General features: G+C 60.7%; 20 protein-coding genes. 9 read left to right on the top strand and 11 right to left on the bottom strand.

The features are described 5' to 3' along the window. Positions 1–48 precede the first annotated feature (48 nt). Positions 49–951, top strand: a complete 903-nt coding sequence (locus IB245_RS19575) for a LysR family transcriptional regulator (protein ID WP_008024148.1) — start codon at positions 49–51, stop codon at positions 949–951. A gap of 14 nt (positions 952–965) precedes the next feature. Here the strand turns inward: IB245_RS19575 and IB245_RS19570 are convergent, their stop codons facing one another. From IB245_RS19570 to IB245_RS19555, 4 genes are all read right to left on the bottom strand, one after another. Continuing rightward, on the bottom strand, positions 966–1,385 hold the full coding sequence (locus IB245_RS19570; RefSeq protein ID WP_192228405.1) for an SRPBCC family protein: 420 nt from the start codon (positions 1,383–1,385) through the stop codon (positions 966–968). A gap of 255 nt (positions 1,386–1,640) precedes the next feature. Continuing rightward, positions 1,641–1,988 carry a hypothetical protein gene (locus tag IB245_RS19565; protein ID WP_192228404.1) on the bottom strand — a complete coding sequence of 116 codons (348 nt, stop codon included), beginning with the start codon at positions 1,986–1,988 and terminating at the stop codon, positions 1,641–1,643. Further along, positions 1,985–3,043 (bottom strand): L-dopachrome tautomerase-related protein, encoded by a 1,059-nt coding sequence (locus tag IB245_RS19560; protein WP_192228403.1) that lies wholly within the window; start codon positions 3,041–3,043, stop codon positions 1,985–1,987. Before IB245_RS19560 ends, IB245_RS19565 begins: the two co-directional genes overlap by 4 nt. Then, positions 3,040–3,480 (bottom strand): cupin domain-containing protein, encoded by a 441-nt coding sequence (locus tag IB245_RS19555; RefSeq protein WP_192228402.1) that lies wholly within the window; start codon positions 3,478–3,480, stop codon positions 3,040–3,042. The genes IB245_RS19560 and IB245_RS19555 overlap by 4 nt, the downstream gene beginning before the upstream one ends. Positions 3,481–3,752: 272 nt before the next feature. Between IB245_RS19555 and IB245_RS19550 the strand changes: the two genes are divergently transcribed. The 6 genes from IB245_RS19550 (at position 3,753) to IB245_RS19525 (ending at position 12,629) form a co-directional block, all read left to right on the top strand. Continuing rightward, entirely contained in the window at positions 3,753–4,877 is a 1,125-nt protein-coding gene (locus IB245_RS19550; protein WP_192228401.1) for a zinc-dependent alcohol dehydrogenase family protein, read from the top strand. A 14-nt stretch (positions 4,878–4,891) separates the two neighbouring features. Next, positions 4,892–6,370 (top strand): NADP-dependent succinate-semialdehyde dehydrogenase, encoded by a 1,479-nt coding sequence (gabD, locus tag IB245_RS19545; RefSeq protein WP_192228400.1) that lies wholly within the window; start codon positions 4,892–4,894, stop codon positions 6,368–6,370. 305 nt (positions 6,371–6,675) lie between these two features. Then, on the top strand, positions 6,676–6,813 hold the full coding sequence (locus IB245_RS19540) for a hypothetical protein (protein WP_192228399.1): 138 nt from the start codon (positions 6,676–6,678) through the stop codon (positions 6,811–6,813). Positions 6,814–6,875: 62 nt separating this feature from the next. Further along, positions 6,876–8,084, top strand: a complete 1,209-nt coding sequence (locus tag IB245_RS19535; RefSeq protein ID WP_411736631.1) for an efflux RND transporter periplasmic adaptor subunit — start codon at positions 6,876–6,878, stop codon at positions 8,082–8,084. Further along, positions 8,081–11,254 (top strand): efflux RND transporter permease subunit, encoded by a 3,174-nt coding sequence (locus tag IB245_RS19530; protein WP_192228398.1) that lies wholly within the window; start codon positions 8,081–8,083, stop codon positions 11,252–11,254. The genes IB245_RS19535 and IB245_RS19530 overlap by 4 nt, the downstream gene beginning before the upstream one ends. Beyond that, positions 11,247–12,629 carry an efflux transporter outer membrane subunit gene (locus tag IB245_RS19525; protein WP_192228397.1) on the top strand — a complete coding sequence of 461 codons (1,383 nt, stop codon included), beginning with the start codon at positions 11,247–11,249 and terminating at the stop codon, positions 12,627–12,629. The genes IB245_RS19530 and IB245_RS19525 overlap by 8 nt, the downstream gene beginning before the upstream one ends. A gap of 906 nt (positions 12,630–13,535) precedes the next feature. On the opposite strand, the gene IB245_RS19520 is transcribed toward IB245_RS19525, so the two are convergent. The 6 genes from IB245_RS19520 to IB245_RS19495 form a co-directional block, all read right to left on the bottom strand. Continuing rightward, complete coding sequence (locus IB245_RS19520) at positions 13,536–14,843, bottom strand: MFS transporter (protein WP_192228396.1); 1,308 nt, start codon at positions 14,841–14,843, stop codon at positions 13,536–13,538. A 202-nt stretch (positions 14,844–15,045) separates the two neighbouring features. Continuing rightward, the gene (locus tag IB245_RS19515; protein ID WP_008033976.1) at positions 15,046–16,026 is read right to left on the bottom strand and encodes a transketolase family protein; all 981 of its coding nucleotides are present in this window, start codon (positions 16,024–16,026) and stop codon (positions 15,046–15,048) included. Between the two features lie 2 nt (positions 16,027–16,028). Continuing rightward, on the bottom strand, positions 16,029–16,916 hold the full coding sequence (locus IB245_RS19510) for a transketolase (protein WP_192228395.1): 888 nt from the start codon (positions 16,914–16,916) through the stop codon (positions 16,029–16,031). A gap of 106 nt (positions 16,917–17,022) precedes the next feature. Then, positions 17,023–18,114, bottom strand: a complete 1,092-nt coding sequence (locus IB245_RS19505; RefSeq protein ID WP_192228394.1) for a glycerol dehydrogenase — start codon at positions 18,112–18,114, stop codon at positions 17,023–17,025. A gap of 130 nt (positions 18,115–18,244) precedes the next feature. Further along, complete coding sequence (locus IB245_RS19500) at positions 18,245–18,937, bottom strand: SDR family NAD(P)-dependent oxidoreductase (protein ID WP_008033971.1); 693 nt, start codon at positions 18,935–18,937, stop codon at positions 18,245–18,247. A gap of 31 nt (positions 18,938–18,968) precedes the next feature. Further along, a complete protein-coding gene (locus IB245_RS19495; protein WP_192228393.1) occupies positions 18,969–19,769 on the bottom strand; it encodes a shikimate dehydrogenase family protein in 801 nt (266 codons plus the stop codon). 195 nt (positions 19,770–19,964) lie between these two features. Between IB245_RS19495 and IB245_RS19490 the strand changes: the two genes are divergently transcribed. Further along, positions 19,965–20,645, top strand: a complete 681-nt coding sequence (locus IB245_RS19490) for a GntR family transcriptional regulator (protein WP_032829125.1) — start codon at positions 19,965–19,967, stop codon at positions 20,643–20,645. 686 nt (positions 20,646–21,331) lie between these two features. Here IB245_RS19490 and katG read toward each other — a convergent pair. Beyond that, on the bottom strand, positions 21,332–23,584 hold the full coding sequence (katG, locus tag IB245_RS19485) for a catalase/peroxidase HPI (RefSeq protein ID WP_192228392.1): 2,253 nt from the start codon (positions 23,582–23,584) through the stop codon (positions 21,332–21,334). A gap of 422 nt (positions 23,585–24,006) precedes the next feature. On the opposite strand from katG, the gene IB245_RS19480 reads away from it, so the two are divergent. Continuing rightward, on the top strand, positions 24,007–25,134 hold the full coding sequence (locus IB245_RS19480; protein WP_008042064.1) for a sensor domain-containing diguanylate cyclase: 1,128 nt from the start codon (positions 24,007–24,009) through the stop codon (positions 25,132–25,134). Positions 25,135–25,276 lie beyond the last annotated feature (142 nt).

Genomic DNA, 25,276 nt, shown 5'->3' with positions numbered 1-25,276 from the left:
GGTGTCGCCTGTGATATTTTTTCACTAATCAATGAGCGGGAGACAGACGTGGATAACAGAGCGGGCGAGATGCAGGTTTTTGTGCGGGTCGTCGATGCCGGCAGCTTTTCACAGGCAGCGCGGCAGATGCTGATGACACCTTCCACGGTCAGCAAGCTGATCGTTCGCCTGGAGCTGCGCCTGGGGGTTCGTCTGCTCGAGCGCTCGACCCGCAAGCTGTCGTTGACCGATGAGGGCCGCATTTACTACGAGCGCAGTAACGCTTTGCTGGCCGAGCTCGACGACGTCGAAAGAGTCTTGGCCCAAGGTGCACAGAAAGCCCGTGGGACCGTGCGCATCAATGCCTCGGTGGCGTTTGGCACGCTGGCGATCGAACCGAATCTGCCGGCGTTCTGGGAAGCCCATCCGAACATTCAGATCAACCTGTCCCTGTGCGATGACATCGTCGACATGTACCTGGACCGCACCGACGTTGCCTTCCGGGTCGGCGTATTGACCGACTCGACGTTGCGCGCACGGCGTATCGGTGTTGCCCGACGCAAGATGGTGGCGTCCCCCGACTACCTGGAAAAGTACGGCGTGCCCCAGACCCTTGAAGACCTCGCCGAGCACAATTGTCTGAGCTTCAATTTCCGCCGCTCCAGTCCGGTCTGGCCGATGCATCAGAGTGGTCGCATCGTCGATCGCATCGTCCAGGGCAACCTGCAAGCGAACAATGGCGAGACGGTTCGGCGCATGGCCATCGCCGGGGTCGGGATTGCCCGATTGGCCGATTTTCACATTGATGAGGACCTGGCCTCGGGGCGTCTGGTCGAGGTGCTTGCGCAGACCGGGCATGATTGCGAGGAAGTCCATGCGCTGTATCAGGGCGGGCAGCATGTGCCCCAGCGTATCCGGACGTTCCTCGACTTTATGGTGCCGCGTCTGCAGGCCTTCATGAACCGGGGATGAGACGTTTTCGGTGCTCAGTCCATGGTTTCGACGATGGCTTTGAGGCGCTCGAGACCAGTGCGGTAGAGCGCCTCGAGACGCGCGACGACCTGCGCTTCGTCGGCCTCCAGGACCTGGAAAGTGCTTGACCAGGAGGCCAGCGTTCTACCGTTGCCATCGCTCTGGGCTGACATCGTGCCGACATAGTCGGTGACGGGTGAGGGGCCTTCGAGCAGGGCGTAGCTGTAGTATTTTTCATTTTCGTCGAACGTGAGCAAGCGCTCGACAATGACGGCACCGTCCGTGGTTTTCAGATGGCGCAGGCGGCCGCTGTCGCTGAGACGGCTGCTGGCGATGACCTCGACCCAGCGCGGGAGCCAGTCAAAGCCGCCCAGTAGCGACCAGACCTGTTCGATGGGACGTTCAATGGCAATCCAGATGTGCACTTCACTCATGTTTTCACCTGTGTGGGAGGAGCGTGTTTTCAGGGTGTTTTGATAACGGTTTGTGGTGTGATCGGGTGATGTCGTTGTTGGCGATGCTTCGGCGGCCAGCCTGATGCATCGGATGTACATGTCTCCTGTAGGAGCCGGCTTGCTGGCGATGCGTCCTTTCAGTCGACAAATATGTCGTCTGACCCACCGCTTTCGCCGGCAAGCCAGCTCCTACAGTTGATAGGGGGCGGCAGAAATCAGGCTCACGCCCTTCATTCACCGGCGAATCACCCTGCCAATTCGCGGCACGCAAGCCACCAGCAAGGCATGAACAAACAGCAGAATCCCGGCAACCGAAAGCATGTCCCGCAGGTCTCCACGCAGACATTGCGCCAACAGCAAACACACCAGCGCTGCCAATTGAGTCAGCAAACGATGCGCCAGGGAGACCCTCGCCCCCTCGAACATACAACCGGGCCAACGGTCCGGACCGCCCCGCGAGAGCGCTGCCGCCGCGAGCGCCACCGCGGCATAGATCCATACACCGGCACTGACACCCGCGAGCGCCAGGCCAATGGCGCTTACCGTCAACAGCAGCGCAATGACAACAGACCGGATGCTCATGGCGCTTCGCTCAACCCCATCGGTGCATCCACCTGCAAACGCAGAACATGGAAGGGCGGCTGGCTGGCGTCTTCACCCGCATTGAGCAGCGGGTGTCGGTGCAACTGGTTCGCTGTGATGTACAGCCATTTTCCTTGCGCATCGAGCTCGACCCCGTCCGGCCAGGCAAGCAGTCGGTCGTCCTGGGCCAGGATGCGATAGCCCGCAGGAGAGGCCAGCCCGATCGCACTGTTGGCGATGTCCGTCACATAGACGTTGCCTTGTGCATCGACATCAAACCCGTCGCAATGCGGCTTCTCGCACCAGTATTCCACCGCCTCGCTCAACGGCGCGTCGGCGGCAGGTTGCGCGAGGATTTCGGTGGCGATGCGGTAGACCTTGCGCGCCGACATCGAACCGAAATAAACCCATCGGCCCAACGGGTCGATGGCGATAGGGTTCAGCCCGTACTGGTAAGCAATGACCTCGCCATCCGGTGTGCGCAGCGACAGCGGTTTACCGGCGACCATCAGCGGCACATCGCCGGGCATCAGACCCGGATAGCACTCCAGCGAACGCCACGAAAGACCGCTTTGCAGGTCGACCACGACGATGGCCGGATAGTCGCTCGCACCGCTGGGGTTCATCGTCATGTCGGCGATGTAAATGCGTTGGCGGCGCCAGTCGATGACGAAGTCCTGGGTGAAGGAACTCGGGCGAAGTACGTTCTGCGGCAACACGATCAGGCGATGCAGGCGTTGTTCGCGATCATTCCAGGCGATGAGCCGGGGCTGTTGCTGCGGGCTGCCCATGTCGAGGATCCAGACGATCCCTTGCGGGTCCGTGCGAATGCCGATCACGGCAGACATGCCACGGCCGTCGACGCCGGGTTTGCCGGCCCAGACCTCATCGGGATAGGCCGCATGCTCGCCGTTTTCGGACACGGCGCGCACCGAGATCGACGGCGCGATGATCGCCGAGACCGATACCAGTACGCGTCCGTCCGGCATTACGGTCGGATTGCCGGGGCGCTCGACTGGAAAGGTCGCGAAAACTTCCAGCGCGCTGCTGTTCATGGCTTTGCCTGCACGAACGATTCGGCGGTGCCGCTGGATGGATCGACAAAGATGATGTCGCTTGGATCACGACGCGGAGTGTCGACCGACACCATGAACAGCGGATGTTCGAGAATCTTCGGCATGCCGTGGATGGTGAACTTCTTGAAGAACAGCATCTCGCCCGGACCGACCTCGAATTCTTTGCGGTCACCCATGAAAAAGGTCGCGCGCCCGGACAGCACAATCAGGTATTCGTCGCAGGTGGCGTGATAGTGCGCGGGCGTCGGGTGATAGACCCGGAAGACCCGCGCACTGGCTTCGTCTTCATCAGTCAGGCGCGTATCGACCAGCAGTGTTTCGGCGGTTTCGGGGAATGTCTTGACGATCTCGTCGAGATTGAACGAGGCATGGGGTGCGGCCTCGACCAGTTTTTTTCGGGTGCTTGCTTCGGTCATCTTGAAACCCTCATTCAGGCGCCTCTGGGGACGCAGTGATGTTGTTTGCGGGTTCAGGATAAGCAGTGGATGGGTGGCCGGGAACGCGGTGGCCGAGCACAAGATTTGAGAACCGAAATAACAATTCGACCCGAATGCGTGCCCGCCGGGACAGCGTGCTTTTGCGAATTCAATTCCAAACAGCTACGCCTGGCGATGCGTTTCTGAGGTGGGTGGGCTGCGGCATAGTGATGAGTACTCACTATCGAGTCCAGCTGCGTCGGAGACGAAAGATGCAAGTCAGAGCTGCTGTTCTAAGACATATGAATGTTGCGCCGCCTTATGCACAGAGCAAGCCGATCGCAATTGAAACCATCGAGCTGGCGCCACCGGGGCCGGGCGAAGTGCTGGTGCGTATCCGTGCCGCAGGCCTGTGCCATTCCGACCTGTCGGTGATCAATGGCGACCGCCCGCGACCAATGCCCATGGCGCTCGGCCACGAAGCGGCGGGCGTGGTCGAAGCACTCGGCGATGGGGTCAGTGACCTTGAGCCAGGCGACCATGTAGTGATGGTGTTCATGCCCAGTTGCGGTCACTGCCTGCCGTGCGCAGAAGGTCGGCCGGCGCTCTGTGAGCCGGGGGCAAAAGCGAATGCCGCCGGCACGCTGATTAATGGCTCGGTGCGTTTAAGCAGTGCTGCCGGTCACGTCCATCACCATCTCGGCGTTTCGGCGTTTGCCGAATACGCGGTGGTGTCGCGCAACTCGGTGGTCAAGATCGATCGCGATCTGCCGTTTGTCGAAGCGGCGCTGTTTGGTTGTGCAGTGCTGACGGGGGTTGGCGCTGTGGTGAATACCGCGCAGCTGCGGGTGGGCTCGACCGCCGTGGTGATCGGGCTGGGCGGTGTCGGCCTGGCATCGGTGTTGGGGGCGAGGGCGGCCGGGGCGAGCAAAATCATTGCCGTCGACCTGTCACCCGAGAAGCTCGCACTGGCTAAAGAAGTCGGGGCCACTGCGGTGGTCAATGGCGGCGACCCGGACGCCGTGGAGCAGGTGCGGCAATTGACCGGGGGCGGCGCGGACTATGTGTTCGAAATGGCCGGTTCGATCCGCGCACTGGACAACGCCATGCAAATGACCAAACGCGGTGGCATGACCGTGACCGCCGGTTTGCCGCCGCCCGGTTCGGCGCTGCCGGTCAACGTCGTTCAACTGGTGGGCGAAGAGCGCACGCTCAAGGGCAGCTACATCGGCACCTGTGTGCCGCTGCGCGATATTCCACGCTTCATCGAGCTCTATCGCGATGGCCGCCTGCCGGTGGATCGGCTGCTTAGCGGCCGCTTGAAACTGGACAACATCAACGAAGGTTTCGACCGCCTGCACGATGGCAGTGCGGTCCGTCAGGTGATTGAATTTTGAGGAGTGACAGCAGCATGGCCGATTCAAACTTCCTGTCGACGCTCGACGATCCCTCGCTGTTTCGCGAGGCCAACTACATCGATGGTCAATGGCTGGCGATTGGTGAAGGTCGCAGCATCAACGTCATCAACCCGGCCACCGGCAAGGTACTGGGGCGCGTGCCTTCACTGGGGGCGAGCGAAACCGCGCGAGCCATTGCCGCCGCCAGGCGCGCACAACCGGCGTGGCGTGCGCTCACCGCCAAGGAACGTGCGGCAAAGCTGCGGCACCTGTTCGAATTGATGATCACCCACCGCGAAGACCTCGCGCGGATCATGACCGCGGAACAAGGCAAACCGTTGGCCGAGAGTCGCGGCGAGATCACCTACGCCGCGTCGTTCATCGAGTGGTTCGCGGAGGAGGGCAAGCGTGTTTACGGCGACACCATCGCTTCGCACTCGCCGAACAGCCGCATCATCGTGCAGAAAGAACCCATCGGCGTGTTTGCAGCGATTACCCCGTGGAATTTCCCGTCCGCGATGATCACCCGCAAGGCTGGGCCGGGCTGGGCGGCGGGGTGCACCGGTGTGTTGCGTCCGGCCAGCCAGACGCCGTTTTCGGCGATCGCGATTGCCGTGCTGGCCGAACGTGCCGGCCTGCCTGCCGGCGTGTGCAACGTGATCACCGGACCGGGCAGTGAAATCGGTGGCGAGCTGACCTCCAACCCGGATGTGCGCAAACTGTCGTTTACCGGCAGCACCGAGGTCGGCGCAACACTCTTGGCCCAATGCGCACCCACGATCAAAAAGACCAGCATGGAACTCGGTGGCAACGCGCCCTTCATCGTGTTCGACGACGCCGATCTCGATGCGGCAGTGCAGGGGGCGCTGGCGTCCAAGTACCGCAACGCCGGGCAGACCTGCGTCTGCGCCAATCGCTTGCTGGTGCAGGACGGCATCTATGAGGCGTTTGCGGCCAAGCTGAAAACCGCCGTCGAAGCGCTCAAAATTGGCGACGGCTTTGAAGACGGCGTGACGATCGGTCCGTTGATCGACGACAACGCGGTGCGCAAGGCCGAGGAGCATGTCGCCGATGCCGTCGAGCGTGGTGCGTCGGTGTTGACCGGTGGCGAGCGTCATCCGCTGGGGGGCAGTTTCTACCGGCCGACGATCCTGGTGAATGTGCCGCGCGAATCGAAAGTGTTTCGTGAGGAAACCTTCGGCCCGGTGGCGCCGTTGTTCCGTTTCAGCACCGAGGCGCAAGCCATCGAAATGGCCAACGACACCGAGTTTGGTTTGGCCGCGTATTTCTACAGCCGCGATATCGGCCGGATCATGCGCGTGGCTGAGGCGCTGGAGTGCGGCATTGTCGGGATCAACGAAGGGTTGATCTCTACGGAAGTGGCGCCGTTCGGTGGCGTCAAATCGTCAGGACTTGGCCGTGAAGGTTCCAAGTACGGCATCGAGGATTATCTTGAGATCAAATACCTCTGTCTGGGAGGTATTAATCGCTGATAGTTTCGGGGGGATGGCCGCCAGGTCATCTCCTTTTATTGAAAGTTAATTATCCCTGCCTGCTTTTAATCTTATTGTTATTAGTCCTGCCTCCATAATTGGCAATCGCCCAATCATCAGTGAATGCGCTTCACAAGTCATTGTCCCGTGATGTCGGATCGGTGCGATGGTGCTTGTGTGATCCTCGTGTTAGAGCGTTCGTTCGTGTCTTTTAGTCAATATTGTTTTCGTATTCCTGCGGTTTATCTTCGGTGGGTGGTGCTGGAAAATCCTTTCCATCCTGATCACTACCGAGATTTTCCATCATGACTTATTTCAAAAAAATCGTTGCCTTGTTTGCCACCGTGGCTGCTATTTCTGGATCTTTCGCAGTTCACGCAGAAGAGTCGGGTGCTTTTGTCGAGCGCAATAAAACACTGGATGAGCGCGCTGTCGGAAGTTGATTAAACCAGTTCTGGATAAATGAACTGATGTTTTAGTTTTACCCACTTCGGAGAGCACAACAGTGAACTTGCACACCACGGGGAAACCGGCAGCATCCCCAGTCAAATCAAAAGTAATAAAAGGCGCGGCGTTGTCCGCGATCAGCCTTGCGCTGGTGGCTGCCTTGAGCGGATGCGGTCCGGAAAAGGCCAGCAGCGCGCCGGCGGCACCGAGCGTTACGGTCAGTCAGCCGGTCAAGTCGGTGATCACCGACTGGGACAGTTTTACCGGGCGCTTCGAGGCCACCGATTCGGTGGAAGTTCGTTCGCGGGTCAGCGGCTATCTGGAGAAAGTCGCGTTTCAGGATGGGGCCATCGTCAAGAAGGGCGATTTGTTGTTCGTGATTGATTCGCGCTCGTTCCAGGCCGCCGTGATCCAGGCGCAAGGCAAGCTGGCGCAAGTACGCTCGCAACTGGCCCTCGCCGAGCAGGAGTTCGCCCGCGCCAACGTCTTGATCGAGTCCAAAACCATCGCCCGCAGCCTCTACGACCAGCGCTTGCAAGCGCGTCAGGCGGCACAGGCCGAAGTCCTCAGTGCCGAAGGCGCGTTGAGCGCAGCGAAGCTGGACCTGGAATTCACCCGCATCACCGCGCCCATGAGCGGGCGGATCAGCCGCAAGCTGATCAGTGAAGGCAACCTGGTGAATGGCGGCAACAGCAGCGCCACGTTGCTGACCACCATCGTCTCGATTGACCCGATTGATATCTACTTTGATATCGATGAACAGAGCTACCTCAAATACCGTCGCCAGGCGAACGCCGCCGGCAAACAGAGTCAGGTGCGCATTGCCTTGCCCGGCGAAGCCGAGCCGAGCATGACCGGACGCATGGACTTCATCGACAACCGCCTCGATCCATCGACCGGGACCTTGCGGCAGCGAGCCCGGGTCAGCAATCAGAACCTGCAACTGAGCCCAGGGCAATTTGGCCGGGTGCAGTTCTCCAGTCAGGCACCGTACCCGGCGCTCCTTCTGCCGGACACTGCGATCAGCGTCGATGCGACCCGCAAAGTCGTCTACGTGCTGAATGCGCAGAACAAGGTCGAAGTGCGCCCGGTGACGCTCGGCAAACTGCATGACGGTTTGCGCGAAATCGCCAGCGGATTGCAGGCGCAGGACCGGGTGATTGTCGATGGCCTGCAACGCGTGCGGGCCGGTGATACGGCCATGGCCGAGGATCGCTCGCTGGCCCAGGCCGCGAAAACCACGGGCAACGAGGAGGCGCCGTTATGAGCCTGGGCCGTACATCCATCGAACAGCCGGTATTGGCGATTGTGCTGTCGATCGTCCTGATGATTATCGGTGGCCTGGCCTATCTGGTCTTGCCGACTTCCGAGTACCCGGACATCGCGCCGCCCACCGTGGTGGTCACCGCGACCTATCCCGGTGCCTCGGCGCAAACGGTCGCCGAGACCCTGGCAATCCCGATCGAGCAGGAGGTCAACGGCGTTGAAGACATGCTCTACATGTACAGCCAGGCGACCTCCGATGGCAGCCTCAACCTGACCGTGACCTTCAAGAGCGGCACCGATGTCGACAAGGCCCAGGTGCTGGTGCAGAACCGTGTGGCGCTGGCCACGCCGCGCTTGCCGGAGCCAGTGCAGCGCAGTGGCGTGACGGTGCGCAAATCATCGCCGACGCAGTTGTCGACGATTTTCATCTCCTCGCCCAAGGGTACTTACGATCAGCTGTACGTCTCCAACTTCGCGATCCGCAACGTCGCCGATGTGCTCAAGCGTATCGACGGTGTCGGCGACATCAACCCGCTCGGCGCACGCGAGTACTCGATGCGCATCTGGCTCGATCCGGAGCGTGTGGCGGCGTTCAACCTGACACCCGCCGACATCATCGCGGCCGTGCGTTCGCAAAACACCCAGGTGGCCGGCGGGGTGATCGCCCAGCCGCCAGTGGCGTCCCAGGCGTTTCAGCCGAACCTGATCTTCGAGGGCCGCCTGAAAGAGCCGGCCGACTTCGACAACATCGTTCTCAAGTCGGGAACTGCCGGGCGTCTGGTGCGGCTCAAGGATGTGGCGCGCACGGAAATCGCCGGGCTGGCGTACGTCAACAACACCTATTACTTGCGCAACCCGGCCATCGGCCTGCAAGTGCTGCAACGTCCGGGCGCCAACGCCCTGGCGACGATGAAAGTGGTCGAAGAGACCATGGAGAAAATCGGCAAGGACTTCCCGGAGGGCATCGAATACAGCATCGGTTACAACCCGACGGCGTTCATTGCCGACAGCATCGGCGAGCTGGGCAAGACCATTTACGAGGCGGTCATCCTCGTGGTGCTGGTGATCATGGTTTTCCTGCAAGGCTGGCGGCCGTCGATCATTCCGATCCTGGCCATTCCGGTGTCGCTGGTGGGCACCTTCGCGGTCATGGCAATGCTCGGTTATTCGATCAACAACCTGACCCTCTTCGGGCTGGTGTTGGCCGTGGGCATCGTGGTCGACAACGCCATCGTGGTGGTGGAAAACGTCGAGCGGCATCTGGCCGATGGCAAGAGTCCGCTGGAAGCGACCATCGTCACCATGCAGGAAATCGGTGGTGCGTTGATCGCCATTACCCTGGTGTTGTGTGCGGTGTTCATTCCGACTGCGTTCATTCCGGGGATCTCGGGTGAGTTCTTCCGCCAGTTCGGGATCACGATTGCGGTGGCCACCGCGATCTCGCTGTTCAACTCGGTCACGTTGTCTCCCGCCCTGGCGGCGATGATCCTGCGCCGGCATGAACCACAAGCGCATCACGCCGCAAAAACAGGCGTGCTCAAACGGGCGGCCGATGGCTTCAACCGTGGCTTCCTGAAACTCTCTTCGAGTTATGCCGGCAGCGTACGCGGCCTGGTGGCCAGAACACCGTTGATGCTGGCGATCTACGCGGTGCTGATCGCCGCGACCGCATACCTGTTGGTGTCGACGCCCAAGGGTTTCATCCCGGTTCAGGATCGCGGCTACCTGGTGGTCATCGTGCAACTGCCCGATGGTGCATCGCTGGAGCGCACCAACCAAATCTCGCAGCAGATCGAGGCAATTGCCCTGCAGGTGCCGGGAGTGGATCGCGTACCGACGTTCTCCGGGTTTTCGATGGTGACCGGCACCAGTTCCTCGAACTCGGCCGGTCTGGCGCCGGTGTTCCAGCCGTGGTCCGAGCGCAAGGTCCATGGGCTTACCTCGGACAGGATTGCCGAAGACTTGCGTGAACGTTTGAAAGTGGTCAGCGGTGCGACGGTGATTGTTGCCACGCCACCGCCGGTTCAAGGCTTGGGCAGCACCGGTGGTTTCTCCATGCGTTTGCAGGACACTGCCGGGCTGGGCACCGAAGCCCTGGCCAAAGCGACCGATAACCTGATTGCCGCCGCCAACGCCACCCAAGGCATGACCGGCGTGTACTCGCCGTTCTCGGCCCGCACGCCGCAGGTGTTCGTTGAACTGGACCGCGAACGGGCGGAAATGCTCGGCGTACCGAGCAGCCAGATCAACCAGGCCATCGAAACCTACTTTGGTTCGTCGTACATCAACGACTTCAACCTCGTCGGGCGGACTTATCGCGTAACGGCGCAGGCTGACCTGCCGTACCGCGTCACGCCGGAGGATCTGGCACGGGTCAAGGTGCGTAACGATGCCGGTCAGATGGTGCCGATTGCCAGCGTGACACGTCTGCATGAAGCGCTGGGTGTGGAGCGATTCCCGCGCTACAACCTGTTCCCGACCGCGGAAATCAACGGTGATACGTTGCCGGGGCTGGGCTCCGAGTTCGGGATCAAGACCATGGAACGCCTGGCTCAAGAGACGCTGCCGGCGGGTATCACTTATCAGTGGACCGACCTCAGCTACCAGCAGACCACGGCCGGCAACATGGGGTTGTTGGTGTTCCCGCTGTGCGTGATCTTCGTCTACCTGGTGCTGGCGGCGCAGTACGGCAGCTGGAGTCTGCCGCTGGCGATCCTGTTGATCGTGCCGATGTGCTTGCTGGCAGCTGCCGGAGGCGTACGGCTGATGGGGCTCGATATCAACATCCTGACCCAGATCGGTTTCATCGTGCTGGTGGGACTGGCGGCGAAGAACGCGATTTTGATCGTCGAAGTGGCGCGTCAGCAGGAGAAGGAAGGGCAGGGCATTGTCGATGCCGTGGTTGAGGCGTGTCGTCTACGCTTGCGGCCGATCCTGATGACCTCTCTGGCTTTCGTGCTGGGTGTGTTGCCGCTGGTGATGTCCGAGGGCGCGGGTTCCGAAATGCGCCAGGCCGTGGGTTCGGCGGTGTTCTTCGGGATGATCGGCGTCACGTTGTTTGGTCTGTTGTTCACCCCGGTCTTTTATGTGCTGATCCGCCGCCTCGCGGGTGGCGAGCGTCAGGCCAAGGCTCAATCCATTCATTCTGAACAGGGCGTGGCCCATGAATAACTTGCTTCGTGCTCCAGGCCTGATGCTGGGAGCGGCGCTGTTGAGCGCCTGTGCTTCGCCGGTGATGCCACCGCCGTCCGACGTGTCGGTCGAGCGTTTCGTCAACGCGCAAACGGCACGTCCGGCGAGCGTTACCGACAACTGGTGGACGCGTTATCAGGACCCGCTGCTGGACCGTCTGGTCGAGCGCGCCCTGGGACAAAACCTTGACCTGCAGATTGCCCTGGCGCGTATCGATGCCGGGCGTGCGCTGCGCAACATCAGCGCGGCGTCGGGCAGCCCACAGGTCGATCTCGGGGCGAGCGCGGCGCGTCAGCGGATCTCGGCCGATCAGGCCGGTTTCACGGATTCGCTGATCACCGAGCCGACCTCGGTCGGGTTGAGTGCTGCCTGGGAAATCGATCTGTTCGGACGCATCCGCGAAGGCGTGCGGGCTGCCGACGCGGACCTCAACGCGACCGAGGAAGAGGCGCGGGGCGTGCGGGTAGCGTTGATCACTGAGGTGGTCCAGGCCTATGCCGAGGCGCGCGGCCTGGAGGAACGCCTGGCGATCGTCAAGCAAAGTGCTGCCAGTCAGGCGCAGACCTTGCAACTGACCGAGCAGTTGTATGCGGCCGGGGACACGCCGGAGGCGGATGTGTTGCGTGCACGTTCGCAGTCGGACTCTACCGCTGCTCAGGTGCCGGCGCTGCAATTGAACTGGCAGCGTTCGCTGCATCGGTTGTCGGTGCTGCTGGCCCAGCCGACCGAGGGTTTGTATCAGCAGTTCAGGGACAGTCCGGTGCAGGTTTCCACGGTGTCGTTGCTGGAGGCCGGAACCCCGGCCGATCTGTTGCGCCGCCGGCCTGATATCCGTGCTGCGGAAGCTCGCTTGATCGCGGCCTATGCGCGGGTCGGCGTGGCCAAGGCGGATCTGTTGCCGCGCTTGAGTCTGTCAGCTGCACTGGGGTCTTTGATTGATGGTGTGAGCGCGGCGAACCTGGCCAGTTCGACGTTCTGGCTCGTGGGTTTGAATGCCAGCGTGCCGGTGCTCGATGGTGGCCGTCGACGTAATGTGGTTGATTTGCGGGACGCGGAAGCGCGGCAGGCATTGTTGAGTTATCGGCGCACCGTGTTGGTGGCGGTGTCCGAGGTGGAGTCGGCACTGGCTGCTGCGCAACGTAATGTCGAGCGCCAGACGTTTCTGGCCAGTGCGGCGAGTCAGGCCAGTTCGGCCGCCGTGCAGATTCAACGGGCGTGGCAGGCGGGGGAGACGCCGTTTCTGGATGTGCTGCAGGCGCAGCGGGTGCAGTTGGCGGCGCAGAATGCGTTGTCCCAGGTCAAGACGGCGCAGTGGCAGAATCAGGCGACGTTGGTGAATGTGTTGGGTGGGTAGGGGGATTGTGTACATATCCGTTTCTTCGGTAACGGCCGCTTGTGGTTTCGCCCTTACGGCGAGTCCCTTTTCCAAACGCCGAAAAGGAACCAAAAGGCTTTGCCCCTGACGTACGGTGCCTCGCCTAGGCTCGGCATGCCCTCGCTCCGGTCCTGCTCCGTGGGCCCGCCGCCATCGGCCATCCCTGGCCGGGGGCGGCTACCGCGGCATCCTTGCCGCGGTGCCCACTGCGCAGAACCTCCACTCGGCCTCCCGACGGGGCAGATCAAAATCAAAAACCAAGCAAAAGCAAAAGCGAGGCGGCCTGCCAGCCGACCTGGCTCTTTGTTCGTACGCATCCCCCTGTAGGAGCCGGCTTGCTGGCGATAGCGGTGGGTCCGCCAACTTATTTCTCGACTGACCCACCGCCATCGCCAGCAAGCCGGCTCCTACAGTTGATCGTATTTATCCAAACGCACATGCATTTCCCTTGTAGGAGCCAGCTTGCTGGCGATGGACGTCAACGATAACGCGGGCTGTCTGAATGAACGCGTTGCCCACACGCCTTTCGCCGGCAAGCCGGCTCCTACAGGGAATCGCGTACGCTTTTGATTCCCACCACTCATCAGGCCGAGCGTTAGCTCGCCTTCCGCTTTTGATCTGAGCGCCCCCTCGAGAGGCCGAGTGGAGGTTCTGCGTAGTGGGCAACCCGGCATGGATGCCGGGTTAGCCGCCCCCGGCCATGGATGGCCGATGGCGGCGGGCCCACGGAGCAGGACCGGAGCGAGGGCATGGCGAGCCTTAGCGAGCCACCGAACGAAAGGGGCAAGAGCCCTTGGTTACTTGGGGCTCTTCCAAGTGACTCGCCGTAAGGGCGAAACCAATAGCCGCCGTTACCGAAGAAACGGATAAACCCCCAACCCCAAGTCAGACCTTGTCAATCGGCACCCCATGGTTATTCTTCCACATCAGCACCACAGCACTGGCAATCACCGCAACCACAATCAAGTAAATGTTGAACATCCACCCAATATTCTCCGAGTACAACCAGGTCGTCAGGTACGAAGCCGTCCCCCCAAACACCGCCACCCCCAAAGAAATGCAAACCCCAAACATCCGTGTGCGATAACGGGTCGGAATCTGCTCCGAAATCGAAGCCGGTTTACAACCGGTGATAAAGCCCACCAACAACAATCCAGCCGTCTGCGCCACCATCAACGTCCACGGTTCACTGGAAATCATCCCCCACAGCGGGAACAGCGTCGCGGCGATCCCGAGCAACGAAATCAGCGCCGAAATCTTGCGTCCCCACTGATCCGAGATCCAACCCGAAATCGGCAAAAACACCAGGTAAATGACCTGAGCAATGCAACTCATGGTGAATGCACTACGCGGGTCCATGCCCTTGACACTGATGGCGTAGATCGACGCCGAAGTCACCCACGTGTAATACGTCAACGTGGCGCCCGCTTCATACAGAAACAACCGAACGCCGTGCTGAATGATTGTGCCGCGACTCCACGCCGGTTCTTCGCACATACCACCGGCACTTGGGCTGTGCTCGCTTTCCATCATGTTGCGACGCAGCCACAAGGCAACCACCGCTAACAGGCCACCGGTGGCGAAGGGGATACGCCAGCCCCATTCCTGCATTTCACTGACCGACAGCAACGACGTCAGCAAGGCCATGTAAAACGTCGCCAGCAACGATCCGCAACCCACCGCGAGAAACACCGTGCTCGACCACAACCCGCGACGTTTCGGCGGAGCGATTTCAGCGATGTAGGCGTAAGAGGTGGTGGTTTCTCCACCGTGGGCAAAGCCCTGTACCAGCCTGGCCAACAGCAGGAGCGCCGACGCCCAGCTGCCGATTGCGTCATACGAGGGGATGAACGCAATCAGCAAACTGGCGCTGGCCATCAGCAGCATGGTGCTGAGCAGCACCATGCGCCTGCCGAGTCTGTCGGCAAGGATGCCAAAGAAGATGCCGCCAATCGGCCGTAACAGGAACCCGGCGGCAAACACCGCCAGCGTGTTGAGGAGGGCAGAAGTGGCGTTGCTTTTGTCGAAGAGTGCCGCCGCGATGTACACCGACGCGACGGTATAGATCGTCCAGTCGAACCATTCCAGCAGGTTGCCGACGCCGGTGGCCATCAATGACTTTCTGCGCAAGGTGGTACGTGTTTTGGCCTGCCCGATCGAGTAGTCGGGCATGGTCTCGGTGATGTTATTCATTGTTGGCTCCGAGATGTTTCATGAACCACGGGATGTGGTGGGTAACGATGAGTTGCGTAAAGCTCCCTGAAAAAACGAGATGTCCCTGAATGCAAAACCTTGTAGGAGCCAGCTTGCTGGCGATCCAGGCACCGCGGTGTGTCAGGTGCACCGTGGTGATTTCATCGCCGGCAAGCCGGCTCCTACAGGTGGCGTCCGCGGATCAGGCGCGCAGATGCGCCAGCGCTACTTCCTCGATGCCGGCGGCATCCAGTTTGTAGTGCTCGTACAAGTGCGTCGGCGGTGCGATCAGGCTGTACTCGTCGTAGATGCCGTGGCGCTTGAGTTTCACGCCGACGCCTTCATCCGCCAGCACTTCGGCCACCGCAGCGCCCAGGCCACCAAGCACGTTGTGCTCTTCGACGGTCATCATGCGTTTGCTGCGTGCAGCGGCGCGCAGGATGGCGTCACGGTCGATCGGCTTGATCGACGCCATGTCGATCACGCCCACCGAACGCCCTTCGGCATTCATTTTGCGAGCCGCCGCCAGTGCCGGATGTACGGTGATGCCGCAGGCGATGATGGTCAGTTCCTCGCCTTCGAAGTGTTCATGAGCCTTGCCGAATTCGAAGGTCACGCCGTCTTCGTAAACGATCGGATCGCGACCGCGACCAATGCGGAAATACACCGGCTTGTCGTAGGTGGCCGAGGCTTTGATCGCTGCGACCAGTTGCGCGCCGTCCGCCGGCGACACCACCGCCAGATCAGCGATCGAGCGCATGGTGGCGATGTCTTCGGTGGCGTGGTGCGAGGTGCCATAGAAGCCCAGGGAAATGCCGGTGTGGTGCCCGATCAGGCGCACCGGTTGCGCCGAGTAGGCGACGTCCATGCGGATCTGTTCGCAGCACAACAAACCTAGGAACGAGGCAAAGGTCGCCACGAACGGCATCACCCCACACGTGGCCAGACCGGCGGCGGCCGTGACCATGTTCTGCTCCGAGATACCGAATTGCAGGTAGCGCTCGGGGTAGCGGCTGGCGAATTTGTTCAGGCCGTTGGAGTACTGCAGGTCGGCGGAACCGGCCATCACCGGATACCCGGCCTCGGTCAGTTCAATCAGCGCATCGGACAAATACGACAGGCCGGGGTTGAGCGCGTTAAGGCCACGGTACTGCCAGGAATTGGGGGAAAGAGGGGCATTCATGTTCAGATCTCCATGGCTTCAATTTCAGCGATAGCGCGTTTGGCGTCTTCCGGGTCGAGGTAACCGAGGTGCCAGCCGGGTTCGGTTTCCATGTAGGAAACGCCTTTGCCCTTGACGGTTTTGGCGATGATGCACACCGGCTTGTCGCGGGTTTCATCGGCTTTGACACGGCGCAGGGTTTCAGTCACTTCGGCAATGTTGTGGCCGTCGATGACGTGCACTTCCCAACCGAACGCGCGCCATTTTTCGTCCAGCGGTTCGATGCCGATCACGTCGTCGACCGAGCCGTCGAGCTGGAAGCCGTTGCGGTCGACAATCGCGATCAGGTGCCGGGCTTTGTGATGAGCGGCGCTCATTGCGGCTTCCCAGACCTGGCCTTCCTGCATTTCGCCGTCTCCGAGCATGACGAACACGTCGTAGACTTCGCCGGTGAAACGCTGCGCCAGGCACATGCCCAGGCCGCCGGAGAGAGCGTGGCCGATGGAGCCGGAAGAGAAGTCGATGCCGGGCACTTTGCGCATGTCAGGGTGATCGCCCAAAGGGCTGCCCAGGCGCGTGTATTCATCGAGCCACTCCTTGGGGAACACGCCAAGGTCCGCCAGGATCGGGAACTGGCCCACGGCAGCGTGGCCCTTGCCCATCAAGAAGCGGTCGCGGCCCGGCCATTTCGGTTCGTCGGGGCGAATGGTCATCACGTCGTAGTACAGCGCCGAGAACAATTCGGCGGCGGAAAACACCGAGGTGTAGTGGCCGGTCTTGGCGATTTCAATCAGGCGGATCGTTTCCAGGCGGACGAATTTCGCCCGGTCTTTCAACATCCTCACGGTCTCGGCGGACGGCACAAAATTGCTGGCTTTCCACTGTTCGAGTGTTTTGCGGGGTGCAGACATCTCTACCTCCAATCACAGGCATGAATTTGTTGAAGTTGAATCTCAGCGGCGGGGTTTGAACTTCACCCGGATAGTGGTGGGTTCAACGGCGCTTTTGAGTCGGTGCTCAGTGGGTCAGGCCTTCCAGCGCGCGCATCGCCCCGATCAGTTCGTCACACGTCAGTGCGTCGCCCGATACCGAGAGAAAATTGCGAGCGTGAGGCGCTTTCAGGGTGGGCTCGGCCACTTGCATCAACACCGAATCATCGATGTTGAGTACGCCCAGTTCGGTCAAGTTGCGGGGCAGGCCGATGCGTTGATAGAAGCTCAACATGTCGCCCATGAGTTCGGCGTCGCGATCTTCCAGTACCAGCTGCACGAGCAAGCCGTAGGCCACCTGGAAACCGTGGACCTGCTGTTGCGCGCCGGGGATTTTCGACAGGCCACGGGTCATCGCGTGGGCAATGGACAAACCTCCGCTTTCGAACCCCAGGCCGCTCATCAACAGCACCGCTTCAATCAGGTGGTCGAAGGCGACCGTGACCTCGCCGGTACCGGCCTGCGCCAGCGCGGGTTCGGCGTATTGGCGAATGATGTGATAGCACTCGCGGGCGAGCACCAACCCTGACAGTGCCGGGCGGGCACCAAACATGTTCACGCCACCGGACTTGTAGCACTGCTCGGCTTCGAATTTTTTAGTCAGCGCATCGGCAATCCCCGCGAGCAAGAACTGACGCGGTGCCTGGGCGATCAACGCGGTGTCCACCAGCACATAGCGCGGGCTGACCAGCAAGTGGCCGACTTCGCTCAGTTGATGGTGGGCGTCGTAGACCACGTAGTTTTTCGACGTGGGTGCATCGTTGGAGGCCACGGTCGGCATGGTGATCAGCGCACGACCCGAGGTGTGGGCGAGAGCCTTGCCGGCGTCGATGCACTTGCCGCCACCGACGGCCAGGATCATGTCGAACCCGACCTCTGCGGCCGCCGCTCTCAGGCCGGCGATGCCGTCGGCGGTGATCTCGCCGTCGAAGGTGATGTAGTGCAACTCGACGCCGTATTGCGCACAGGTGGCATCGAGGCGTTGCCGGATCAGGCCCAGCACATAACTGTCGATGACCACCACGGCCTGGCGTCCGCAGTGCGCCAGATAAGTGCCCGCCTGGGCGAGCACTTCAGTGCCTTGGACATACCGTCCGGGCGAGCCGAAAACCAGATTCATTCAGAACCTCTCACTTCACTGCTTATTGTTATTCGAGGACTCGGCGACAGGCTGCCGGGGTCTCGGTCTTGTTGTGATGCATGATATATCATGTATTTGAACGGTCAAGCGCTCAAGCGACGAGATGACCTCAGGCGATCGAATAACCGCCATCGACCGGCAAGGTTGCCCCCGTCACGTAACGCGCGTTGTCCGACACCAGGAAGGCGATTACGTTGGCCACGTCTTCCGGCTCCCCCCAGCTCTTCATCGGGATACGCGCCATGATCCCTTCGGATCGCGTCGGGTCCTCGAACGCTCGGCGCGACAGGTTGGTCATGATCCAGCCCGGCGCCACGGCATTGGCCCGCACGCCATCGGTCGCCCAGGCCACGGCCATGCAGCGGGTCAGTTCGGAAATGGCCGCTTTGCTCGATGCATAGGCCGGGGTCTTGGCGGAACCGAAAATCGCCAGCATCGAGGCGAAATTGACCACCGCCCCGCGCGCGGCTTTCAGGCCGGGCAGGGCCGCGTTGGTGATGCGCATTACGGCGGTGAGGTTGACGTCCATTACGCGGCTGAAGCCTTCCAGCGCCCACTCGCGGTTGTGGTCAATGATGCCGGCGGCATTGACGATGGCGTCGATGCGCTCGAACGGCTCGAAGAAGCCGCTGACCGCTTCGTCGTCGGTCACGTCCAGTTCCCGGTAATGAATGCCCTCGACCCGTTGCTCGGGTTCGCCGAGCCCCACGGTGAACACCTCATAACCGTCCGCGTGCAGACGTTGAGCAGTGGCCAGGCCGATGCCGGAGCCGCCGCCAGTCACGATTGCAGTCTTTTTCATGGTCTTTCCTTATGCAGGGGAGGCGGGCGCATCACACGCCCGATCTGGAAAACAGAAACTCGGCCAGCAGATCGATCTGGCCGGTGATCATGTGCGCACCTTTATGAATGACGCAGCCACGCTCGGCGGCGGCGCTCAGCAGCGGGGTGATGTCCGGGTTCATCACCACTTCACCGACCACCGTGCCGGGGGCTAGGGTTTCGACAGGCAGCGGCAGCGGGTCCTCGGCTTTGAGGCCCAGCGCGGTGCCGTTGATCACCACATCGAAACCCGTCGCGTCGGCGAGGCCGGCGCTGACCTGCCGACCGGGGAACATCTGCCGCAGTTCATGAGCCAGCGCTTCAGCCTTGGCCGGCGTGCGGTTGCTGATCACCAACTCTTGAAGAGGCTCGGCGAGCAGTGCGTGAGCAATGCCCGTTGCTGCGCCCCCCGCACCGAGCAATAAAACGCGTTTGTTGCTCAGGTCATGGCCCTGCTTTTTCAGGCCAGCGACAAATCCGTCGCCATCGAACATACGCCCGCTGAAACGGCCGTCAGGCAGGCGTTTGGCGACGTTGCACACTTGCAACAGGCTGGCCGTGCCTTTGAGCTCATCGCACAATTTCGCCACCTCAAGCTTGTGCGGCACGGTGACAATCACCCCCGCCAGGTTTTCAATCCCGCGCAAACCTTCCCACGCCGTGGCGAGGTTGGCCGGTGAGACTTCCCAGGGCACCAACACGCCGTCGTGGCCGAGACGTTCCAGCAGCGGGTTGAAAAATTCCGGGGTGCGCAGGTGTTTGGCAGGGTAGGTGAGATGAACCACGACCCGGGTTTTACCGGTGATAGGCATTGCCATGTTCCTTTGTGATTTTGTTGTGATGCATGATATATCCTCAATGTGAGCGTGAGTCAACACGGTGGTGAATCCAGACGCAGTAGCGGTGGAAAACCGATGATGTATCATGCGTTATTCGCGCTTGAGGCCTGCAGGTCAGTCAATCTGCCGAGCCGGCGCACCTTCATTGAACCTGGAGATCGAGTAACCGTGACCGTGCATAAGCCCATTGATAAAGGCAACTTGAGCGAACGGGTGTATTCCATTATTCGCACCGCGTTGATGGACGGGCAGTACCAACCTGGTGACCGGCTGCGTATCAGTACGCTGGCCGAGGAATTCGGTGTGTCGATCACCCCCGTGCGGGAAGCGATTTTCCGTCTGGTCAGTGACCATGCGCTGGACATGAAAGCGGCGACCTCGATCTATGTGCCGGAGCTGACGGTCAGCCAGCTGCGTGAAATCCAGTTGATCCGCCATTTGCTGGAAGGCGAGGCGGCCGGCGTGGCGGCCCAGCGGATCACCCAGCCGGAACTGGAGAAACTCGAAGCCATTCAGGACGCGTTCCAGAAGGCGGTTTCGGTCGACTACAAACAGGCGGCGCTGCTCAACCGCGAGTTCCACTTCGGTTTGATCTCTGCGGCGCGCATGCCCGTGGTGTCGAAAACCCTGGAAAACATGTGGGTCATCATGGGGCCGCTGCTGAGCCGGTTTCATGCCGAGGTGCCCAAGCGAGAGTTGGCCAGCGCCAAACACAAGCATTTCGAAGTGCTGGACGGCTTGCGTACCCGTGACTCGGCCAAAGCCAAAGACGCCATGCAGGCCGATATCGCCTGGGGCGAGTTGATGATCGATTGGCTTGAGAAAAAGGAAAACCTCGCTGAGGCATAACCACCGCGCCTCTGTCACATCAAGCTGAACCTGCCGCCCGAGCTCCACATCAGGAGCCTCGGGCGCTGTCGTTTTATGGCTGGCCGGACGGGGTGGGCACTGGAACGTTCAGTCGGGCAATCCACTTGCCACCTTCGCCACCTTGTTTGAGCGGTCAACCTTGAGGGCATCAGTATCGTTGCCAGCCCTCCCGAGCAGAACGCCTGATTGCGCAAAGGTGTTTTGAACAGGATTCAGCAATCTCTCCGAGGTCTTTGCGTTATGGGTTTCGGTGTCGGGGTTTTCTGTGATTTTTCGAGACGCCGGACTCGCCTGGGGTTTTGCTCTGATCCGTATTTTTCTGCGCTATCTGCGTCTGTCATGTACTCGGCCCGCGCCCCACAATGGCCGCACGGTCCGCAGTCGCGGTAGCCACTGAACCGCAAACTCATCATGTAGGAGGCCCCATGCCCAAGATGGCCATTTTTCTGGGTGGATTTCTGCTGTTAACCATTTTGATCGGTGCCTTGGCCACGATCTCTCCGACCTGATTCCTTCCTTCAATGCGCAACAAGCACAACGCCTCCACTTGGGAGGCGTTGTTGTTTCAGCGGTACCATTTCTTTACAAGAATCCGTCGATGAACCCTGAGACTTGCCGGCGATGGCGTCCTCACGGCCGCCACCGCTTCGCCAGCAAGCTGACTCCTACAGGTCAAAACGATCCAGGTTCATCACCTTCGTCCACGCCGCTACGAAGTCTTTGACGAATTTCTCCTTCGCATCACTGCTGGCATACAGCTCGGCCAAGGCCCGCAGTTGCGCATTCGAGCCGAAGACCAGATCGACCCGCGTCCCGGTCCATTTCACTTGGCCGGTTTTGCGATCGCGCCCTTCGAACTCCTGATTGGCGTCCGACACCGGCTTCCATTCCACCCCCATGTCCAGCAGGTTTTTGAAGAAGTCGTTGGTCAACGCCTCCGGTTGCTGGGTGAACACGCCATGTCGGGTTTGTCCGACGTTGGTGTTCAACACCCGCAAGCCGCCCACGAGCACAGTCATTTCCGGTGCGCTGAGGGTCAGTTGTTGCGCCTTGTCGATCAACAGGTGCTCGGCCGTTACGCGGTAGCGGGTTTTCAGGTAGTTGCGGAAACCATCGGCGATGGGTTCGAGGAAGCCGAAGGATTCGACGTCCGTCTGCTCTTGCGAGGCGTCTGTCCGTCCCGGTGTGAACGGCACCGTCACGCTGTGACCGGCATTTTTTGCGGCTTGTTCGACACCGGCGCTGCCGGCCAGCACGATCAGGTCCGCCAGCGAGATTTTCTTGCCGCTGTTGTTGAACTCACGCTGAATGCTTTCCAGTTTCGCCAGCACGCTCGCCAGTTGTTCGGGCTGGTTGGCTTGCCAGGATTTCTGTGGCGCCAGTCGCAGGCGTCCACCGTTGGCGCCGCCACGTTTGTCGGAGCCACGGAAGCTCGACGCCGCCGCCCAGGCCGTTGATACCAGCTGCGAGACACTCAGGCCAGAGGCAAGGATTTTGCTCTTGAGTGCTGCGACGTCACTGTCGTTGACCAAGGCATGGTCGACCGGCGGAATCGGGTCTTGCCACAACAGTTCTTCCTTGGGCATTTCCGGGCCGAGGTAGCGCGAGAGCGGGCCCATGTCGCGGTGGATCAGCTTGAACCAGGCGCGGGCGAAGGCATCGGCCAACTGATCCGGATTGGCCAGGAAGCGCCGGGCAATCGGTTCATAGATCGGGTCGAAGCGCAGCGCCAGGTCCGAGGTGAGCATGGTCGGGTTACGCCGCTTGGACGGGTCGTGTGCATCCGGAATGGTGCCGGCCCCGGCGCCGTTTTTTGCCACCCACTGGTTCGCGCCTGCCGGGCTTTTGCTCAACTCCCACTCGAAGCCGAACAGGTTTTCCAGGTAGTTGTTGCTCCACCGGGTGGGTGTGGTGGTCCAGGTCACTTCCAGCCCGCTGGTGATGGTGTCCGGGCCTTTACCGGTGCCGAAGCTGTTTTTCCAGCCAAGGCCCTGGGCTTCGAGGCCGGCGGCTTCCGGCTCGGCACCGACGTTGTCGGCAGGGCCGGCGCCGTGGGTTTTACCGAAGGCGTGGCCGCCCGCGATCAGGGCCACGGTTTCTTCGTCGTTCATGGCCATGCGGCCGAACGTTTCGCGGATGTCCAGGGCCGAAGCGACGGGATCGGGATTGCCTTCCGGACCTTCAGGGTTCACATAGATCAGGCCCATCTGCACGGCGGCCAATGGGTTTTCCAGATTGCGCCCCTCATCGGTACGGCTGTCTTCATTTCTCCCGGGCTCGGCCACCAGTGGAACATCGCCGGGTGCTTGCACGGGTTTTTGCGCTTTGTCGTAGCGAACGTCACCGCCCAGCCATTTGTTTTCCGAGCCCCAATAAACGTCTTCATCGGGTTCCCAGACGTCCGCGCGGCCACCGGAAAAACCAAAGGTCTTGAAGCCCATCGACTCCAGCGCGACGTTACCGGTGAGGACGATCAGGTCGGCCCAGGAAATGTTGTTGCCATACTTTTGCTTGATCGGCCACAGCAGCCGGCGCGCCTTGTCGAGGCTGACGTTGTCCGGCCAGCTGTTGAGCGGGGCAAAGCGCTGTTGACCGGAACCGGCACCGCCCCGACCATCACCGGTGCGGTATGTGCCGGCGGCGTGCCAGGCCATGCGGATGAACAGCGGCCCATAGTGACCGAAGTCTGCTGGCCACCAGTCTTGTGAGTCGGTCATCAGTGCAGTCAGGTCGCGCTTGACCGCCGCAAAGTCGAGTTTTTTGAACGCTTCGGCGTAGTTGAAGCCCTCGTCCATGGGGTCTGACAGGGACGAGTGCTGGTGCAGGATCTTCAGATTCAGTTGGTTCGGCCACCAGTCACGGTTGGTGGTGCCACCGCCTGCGGCATGATTGAACGGGCATTTCGATTCGTTTGCCATGTGCGAGCTACCTTTGGTCGTGTTCATCCGGCTATCGGGCCCGGGGCGGGCGTTAAATAGCAACGAGCGGAATCAAGGACATAGGCTGCAGGGCCAGCAGTTGGATCAACTGATTGTGGTGACCACACGGGAATTCTGAACAGCGGCAATCAGGTTGCCTGCGCGGTGGCCCACGGGTGGCCTAGTCAAGCTTCGGGCTCATTCCTGTCTCCTTTTCAGCGCTAATCCGGCCGGCTTATGGCGCCAGCGCAGACTAAGGTTAGACCTGAGTCGGGAAGTCAGCTAATAGGGCGAGTGTTGGGGCGTGATAGACGTACTCTTTCAATCTGGCGCCCGGAAACATTTCAAGGCCTCGGTTGTTTGCGCTACTGGCTGGGTGCCACAATACTTCTTTGACGAAGCATCATGATCAGGCGGATCAAATGGAAGGACTCGGACCCCGGTATGACCCGGATGCTTTGATAGCAGCGCAGGTACGCACTGATCGCCTGCACCAGTTGTTCCATCAGTCGGTGACGGCGATCCCGGGCAGTGTCCTGGCGGCGATCATGCTGTGCCTGCTGTGTTGGGAGCGCTTCGATCACCACGTCATTTTTTGGTGGATGGGCATTCTGACGGCGTCGACCTCATTGCGCGTCTCGATGTTCATCGCCTATTTCCGCAGCGACAAAAGTACGCGCACGCCTGAGCAATGGGAGTGGAAATACTGGAGCACGCTGGTGTTATCTGCCGGTATCTGGGGCGCAGGCGCGCTGGCATTGATGCCCCCGGACGATATTCTGGCTCAGTCACTGGTCATGCTTTTTACCGTCGGGATGTCGGTCAGTGCGGTGTCCTGCTATTCGGCCTACCGATACATGACGTTGGTGTCCATTGGCCTGGTGTTGTTGCCGTGCACGATATGGCTGTTGTTCCAGCCGTCAGCGATGCAAGTCGGCATGGCACTGGCGGTGCTGGTGTTCGCCTCATTCGTGGCCAGCGCTACCCGCAAACTCTCCGATGCGGTGGAAACCGCCTTTCGATTGACCCGTGAAATGGAACAGGCGCACCGCATTTCCAATCTTGCCGCGCAGACCGATGAACTCACCGGCCTGAGGAATCGCCGGGCTTTTTTCGAGCACGCCCAGCAGTTGCACAGTTACTGCAAAAACAATCAGCTGCCGCTGTGCGCCGTGATGCTGGATATGGATCACTTCAAACACATCAACGACACCTATGGCCATCAGGTCGGGGATCAGGTGCTGAGTCAGATGGGCCTGGTCATCAGCACCTCGTTTCGTGAAACGGATGTCTACGGCAGGCTGGGGGGAGAGGAGTTCGCCATTCTGCTCCCGGACACCTCGATTGAAGAGACCCTGAACATTGCCGAGCAACTCATCCGCTCGATTGCCGAATTGATGACCGGGCCGGTGCATTGCATAACGGCCAGCCTCGGTGTCGCGTCGATGGACGCCTCCGACCTTGATTTGCACAGCTTGATGAACAACGCCGATAAGGCCCTGTATCGAGCCAAGGCCCGTGGCCGAAACCAGATCGCCGTTTCCGAGTGATGCCGTGCAAGGCTTGTGACCTCGCGGTCATTCAAGTTGCACCGGCAGAGCGCGCTTCTATATAGTGGCAAAATAATATCAACTATAAATAATTTGCCAGCAGGGCTGCATTCACACCGTTGGGCGCTCCGTGCTGGTTGAC

The organism is Pseudomonas sp. PDM02, assembly GCF_014852285.1.
GTDB lineage: Bacteria > Pseudomonadota > Gammaproteobacteria > Pseudomonadales > Pseudomonadaceae > Aquipseudomonas > Aquipseudomonas migulae.
This window is presented reverse-complemented; position numbering and strand designations above follow the sequence as displayed.

Bases quoted from the DNA above. Each gene is read 5' to 3' on its own strand.
- IB245_RS19570 (WP_192228405.1), bottom strand. From the start codon at position 1,385: ATGAGTGAAGTGCACATCTGGATTGCCATTGAACGTCCCATCGAACAG.
- IB245_RS19565 (WP_192228404.1), bottom strand. From the start codon at position 1,988: ATGAGCATCCGGTCTGTTGTCATTGCGCTGCTGTTGACGGTAAGCGCC.
- IB245_RS19560 (WP_192228403.1), bottom strand. From the start codon at position 3,043: ATGAACAGCAGCGCGCTGGAAGTTTTCGCGACCTTTCCAGTCGAGCGC.
- IB245_RS19555 (WP_192228402.1), bottom strand. From the start codon at position 3,480: ATGACCGAAGCAAGCACCCGAAAAAAACTGGTCGAGGCCGCACCCCAT.
- IB245_RS19550 (WP_192228401.1), top strand. From the start codon at position 3,753: ATGCAAGTCAGAGCTGCTGTTCTAAGACATATGAATGTTGCGCCGCCT.
- gabD (WP_192228400.1), top strand. From the start codon at position 4,892: ATGGCCGATTCAAACTTCCTGTCGACGCTCGACGATCCCTCGCTGTTT.
- IB245_RS19540 (WP_192228399.1), top strand. From the start codon at position 6,676: ATGACTTATTTCAAAAAAATCGTTGCCTTGTTTGCCACCGTGGCTGCT.
- IB245_RS19530 (WP_192228398.1), top strand. From the start codon at position 8,081: ATGAGCCTGGGCCGTACATCCATCGAACAGCCGGTATTGGCGATTGTG.
- IB245_RS19525 (WP_192228397.1), top strand. From the start codon at position 11,247: ATGAATAACTTGCTTCGTGCTCCAGGCCTGATGCTGGGAGCGGCGCTG.
- IB245_RS19520 (WP_192228396.1), bottom strand. From the start codon at position 14,843: ATGAATAACATCACCGAGACCATGCCCGACTACTCGATCGGGCAGGCC.
- IB245_RS19515 (WP_008033976.1), bottom strand. From the start codon at position 16,026: ATGAATGCCCCTCTTTCCCCCAATTCCTGGCAGTACCGTGGCCTTAAC.
- IB245_RS19510 (WP_192228395.1), bottom strand. From the start codon at position 16,916: ATGTCTGCACCCCGCAAAACACTCGAACAGTGGAAAGCCAGCAATTTT.
- IB245_RS19505 (WP_192228394.1), bottom strand. From the start codon at position 18,114: ATGAATCTGGTTTTCGGCTCGCCCGGACGGTATGTCCAAGGCACTGAA.
- IB245_RS19500 (WP_008033971.1), bottom strand. From the start codon at position 18,937: ATGAAAAAGACTGCAATCGTGACTGGCGGCGGCTCCGGCATCGGCCTG.
- IB245_RS19495 (WP_192228393.1), bottom strand. From the start codon at position 19,769: ATGCCTATCACCGGTAAAACCCGGGTCGTGGTTCATCTCACCTACCCT.
- katG (WP_192228392.1), bottom strand. From the start codon at position 23,584: ATGGCAAACGAATCGAAATGCCCGTTCAATCATGCCGCAGGCGGTGGC.
- IB245_RS19480 (WP_008042064.1), top strand. From the start codon at position 24,007: ATGGAAGGACTCGGACCCCGGTATGACCCGGATGCTTTGATAGCAGCG.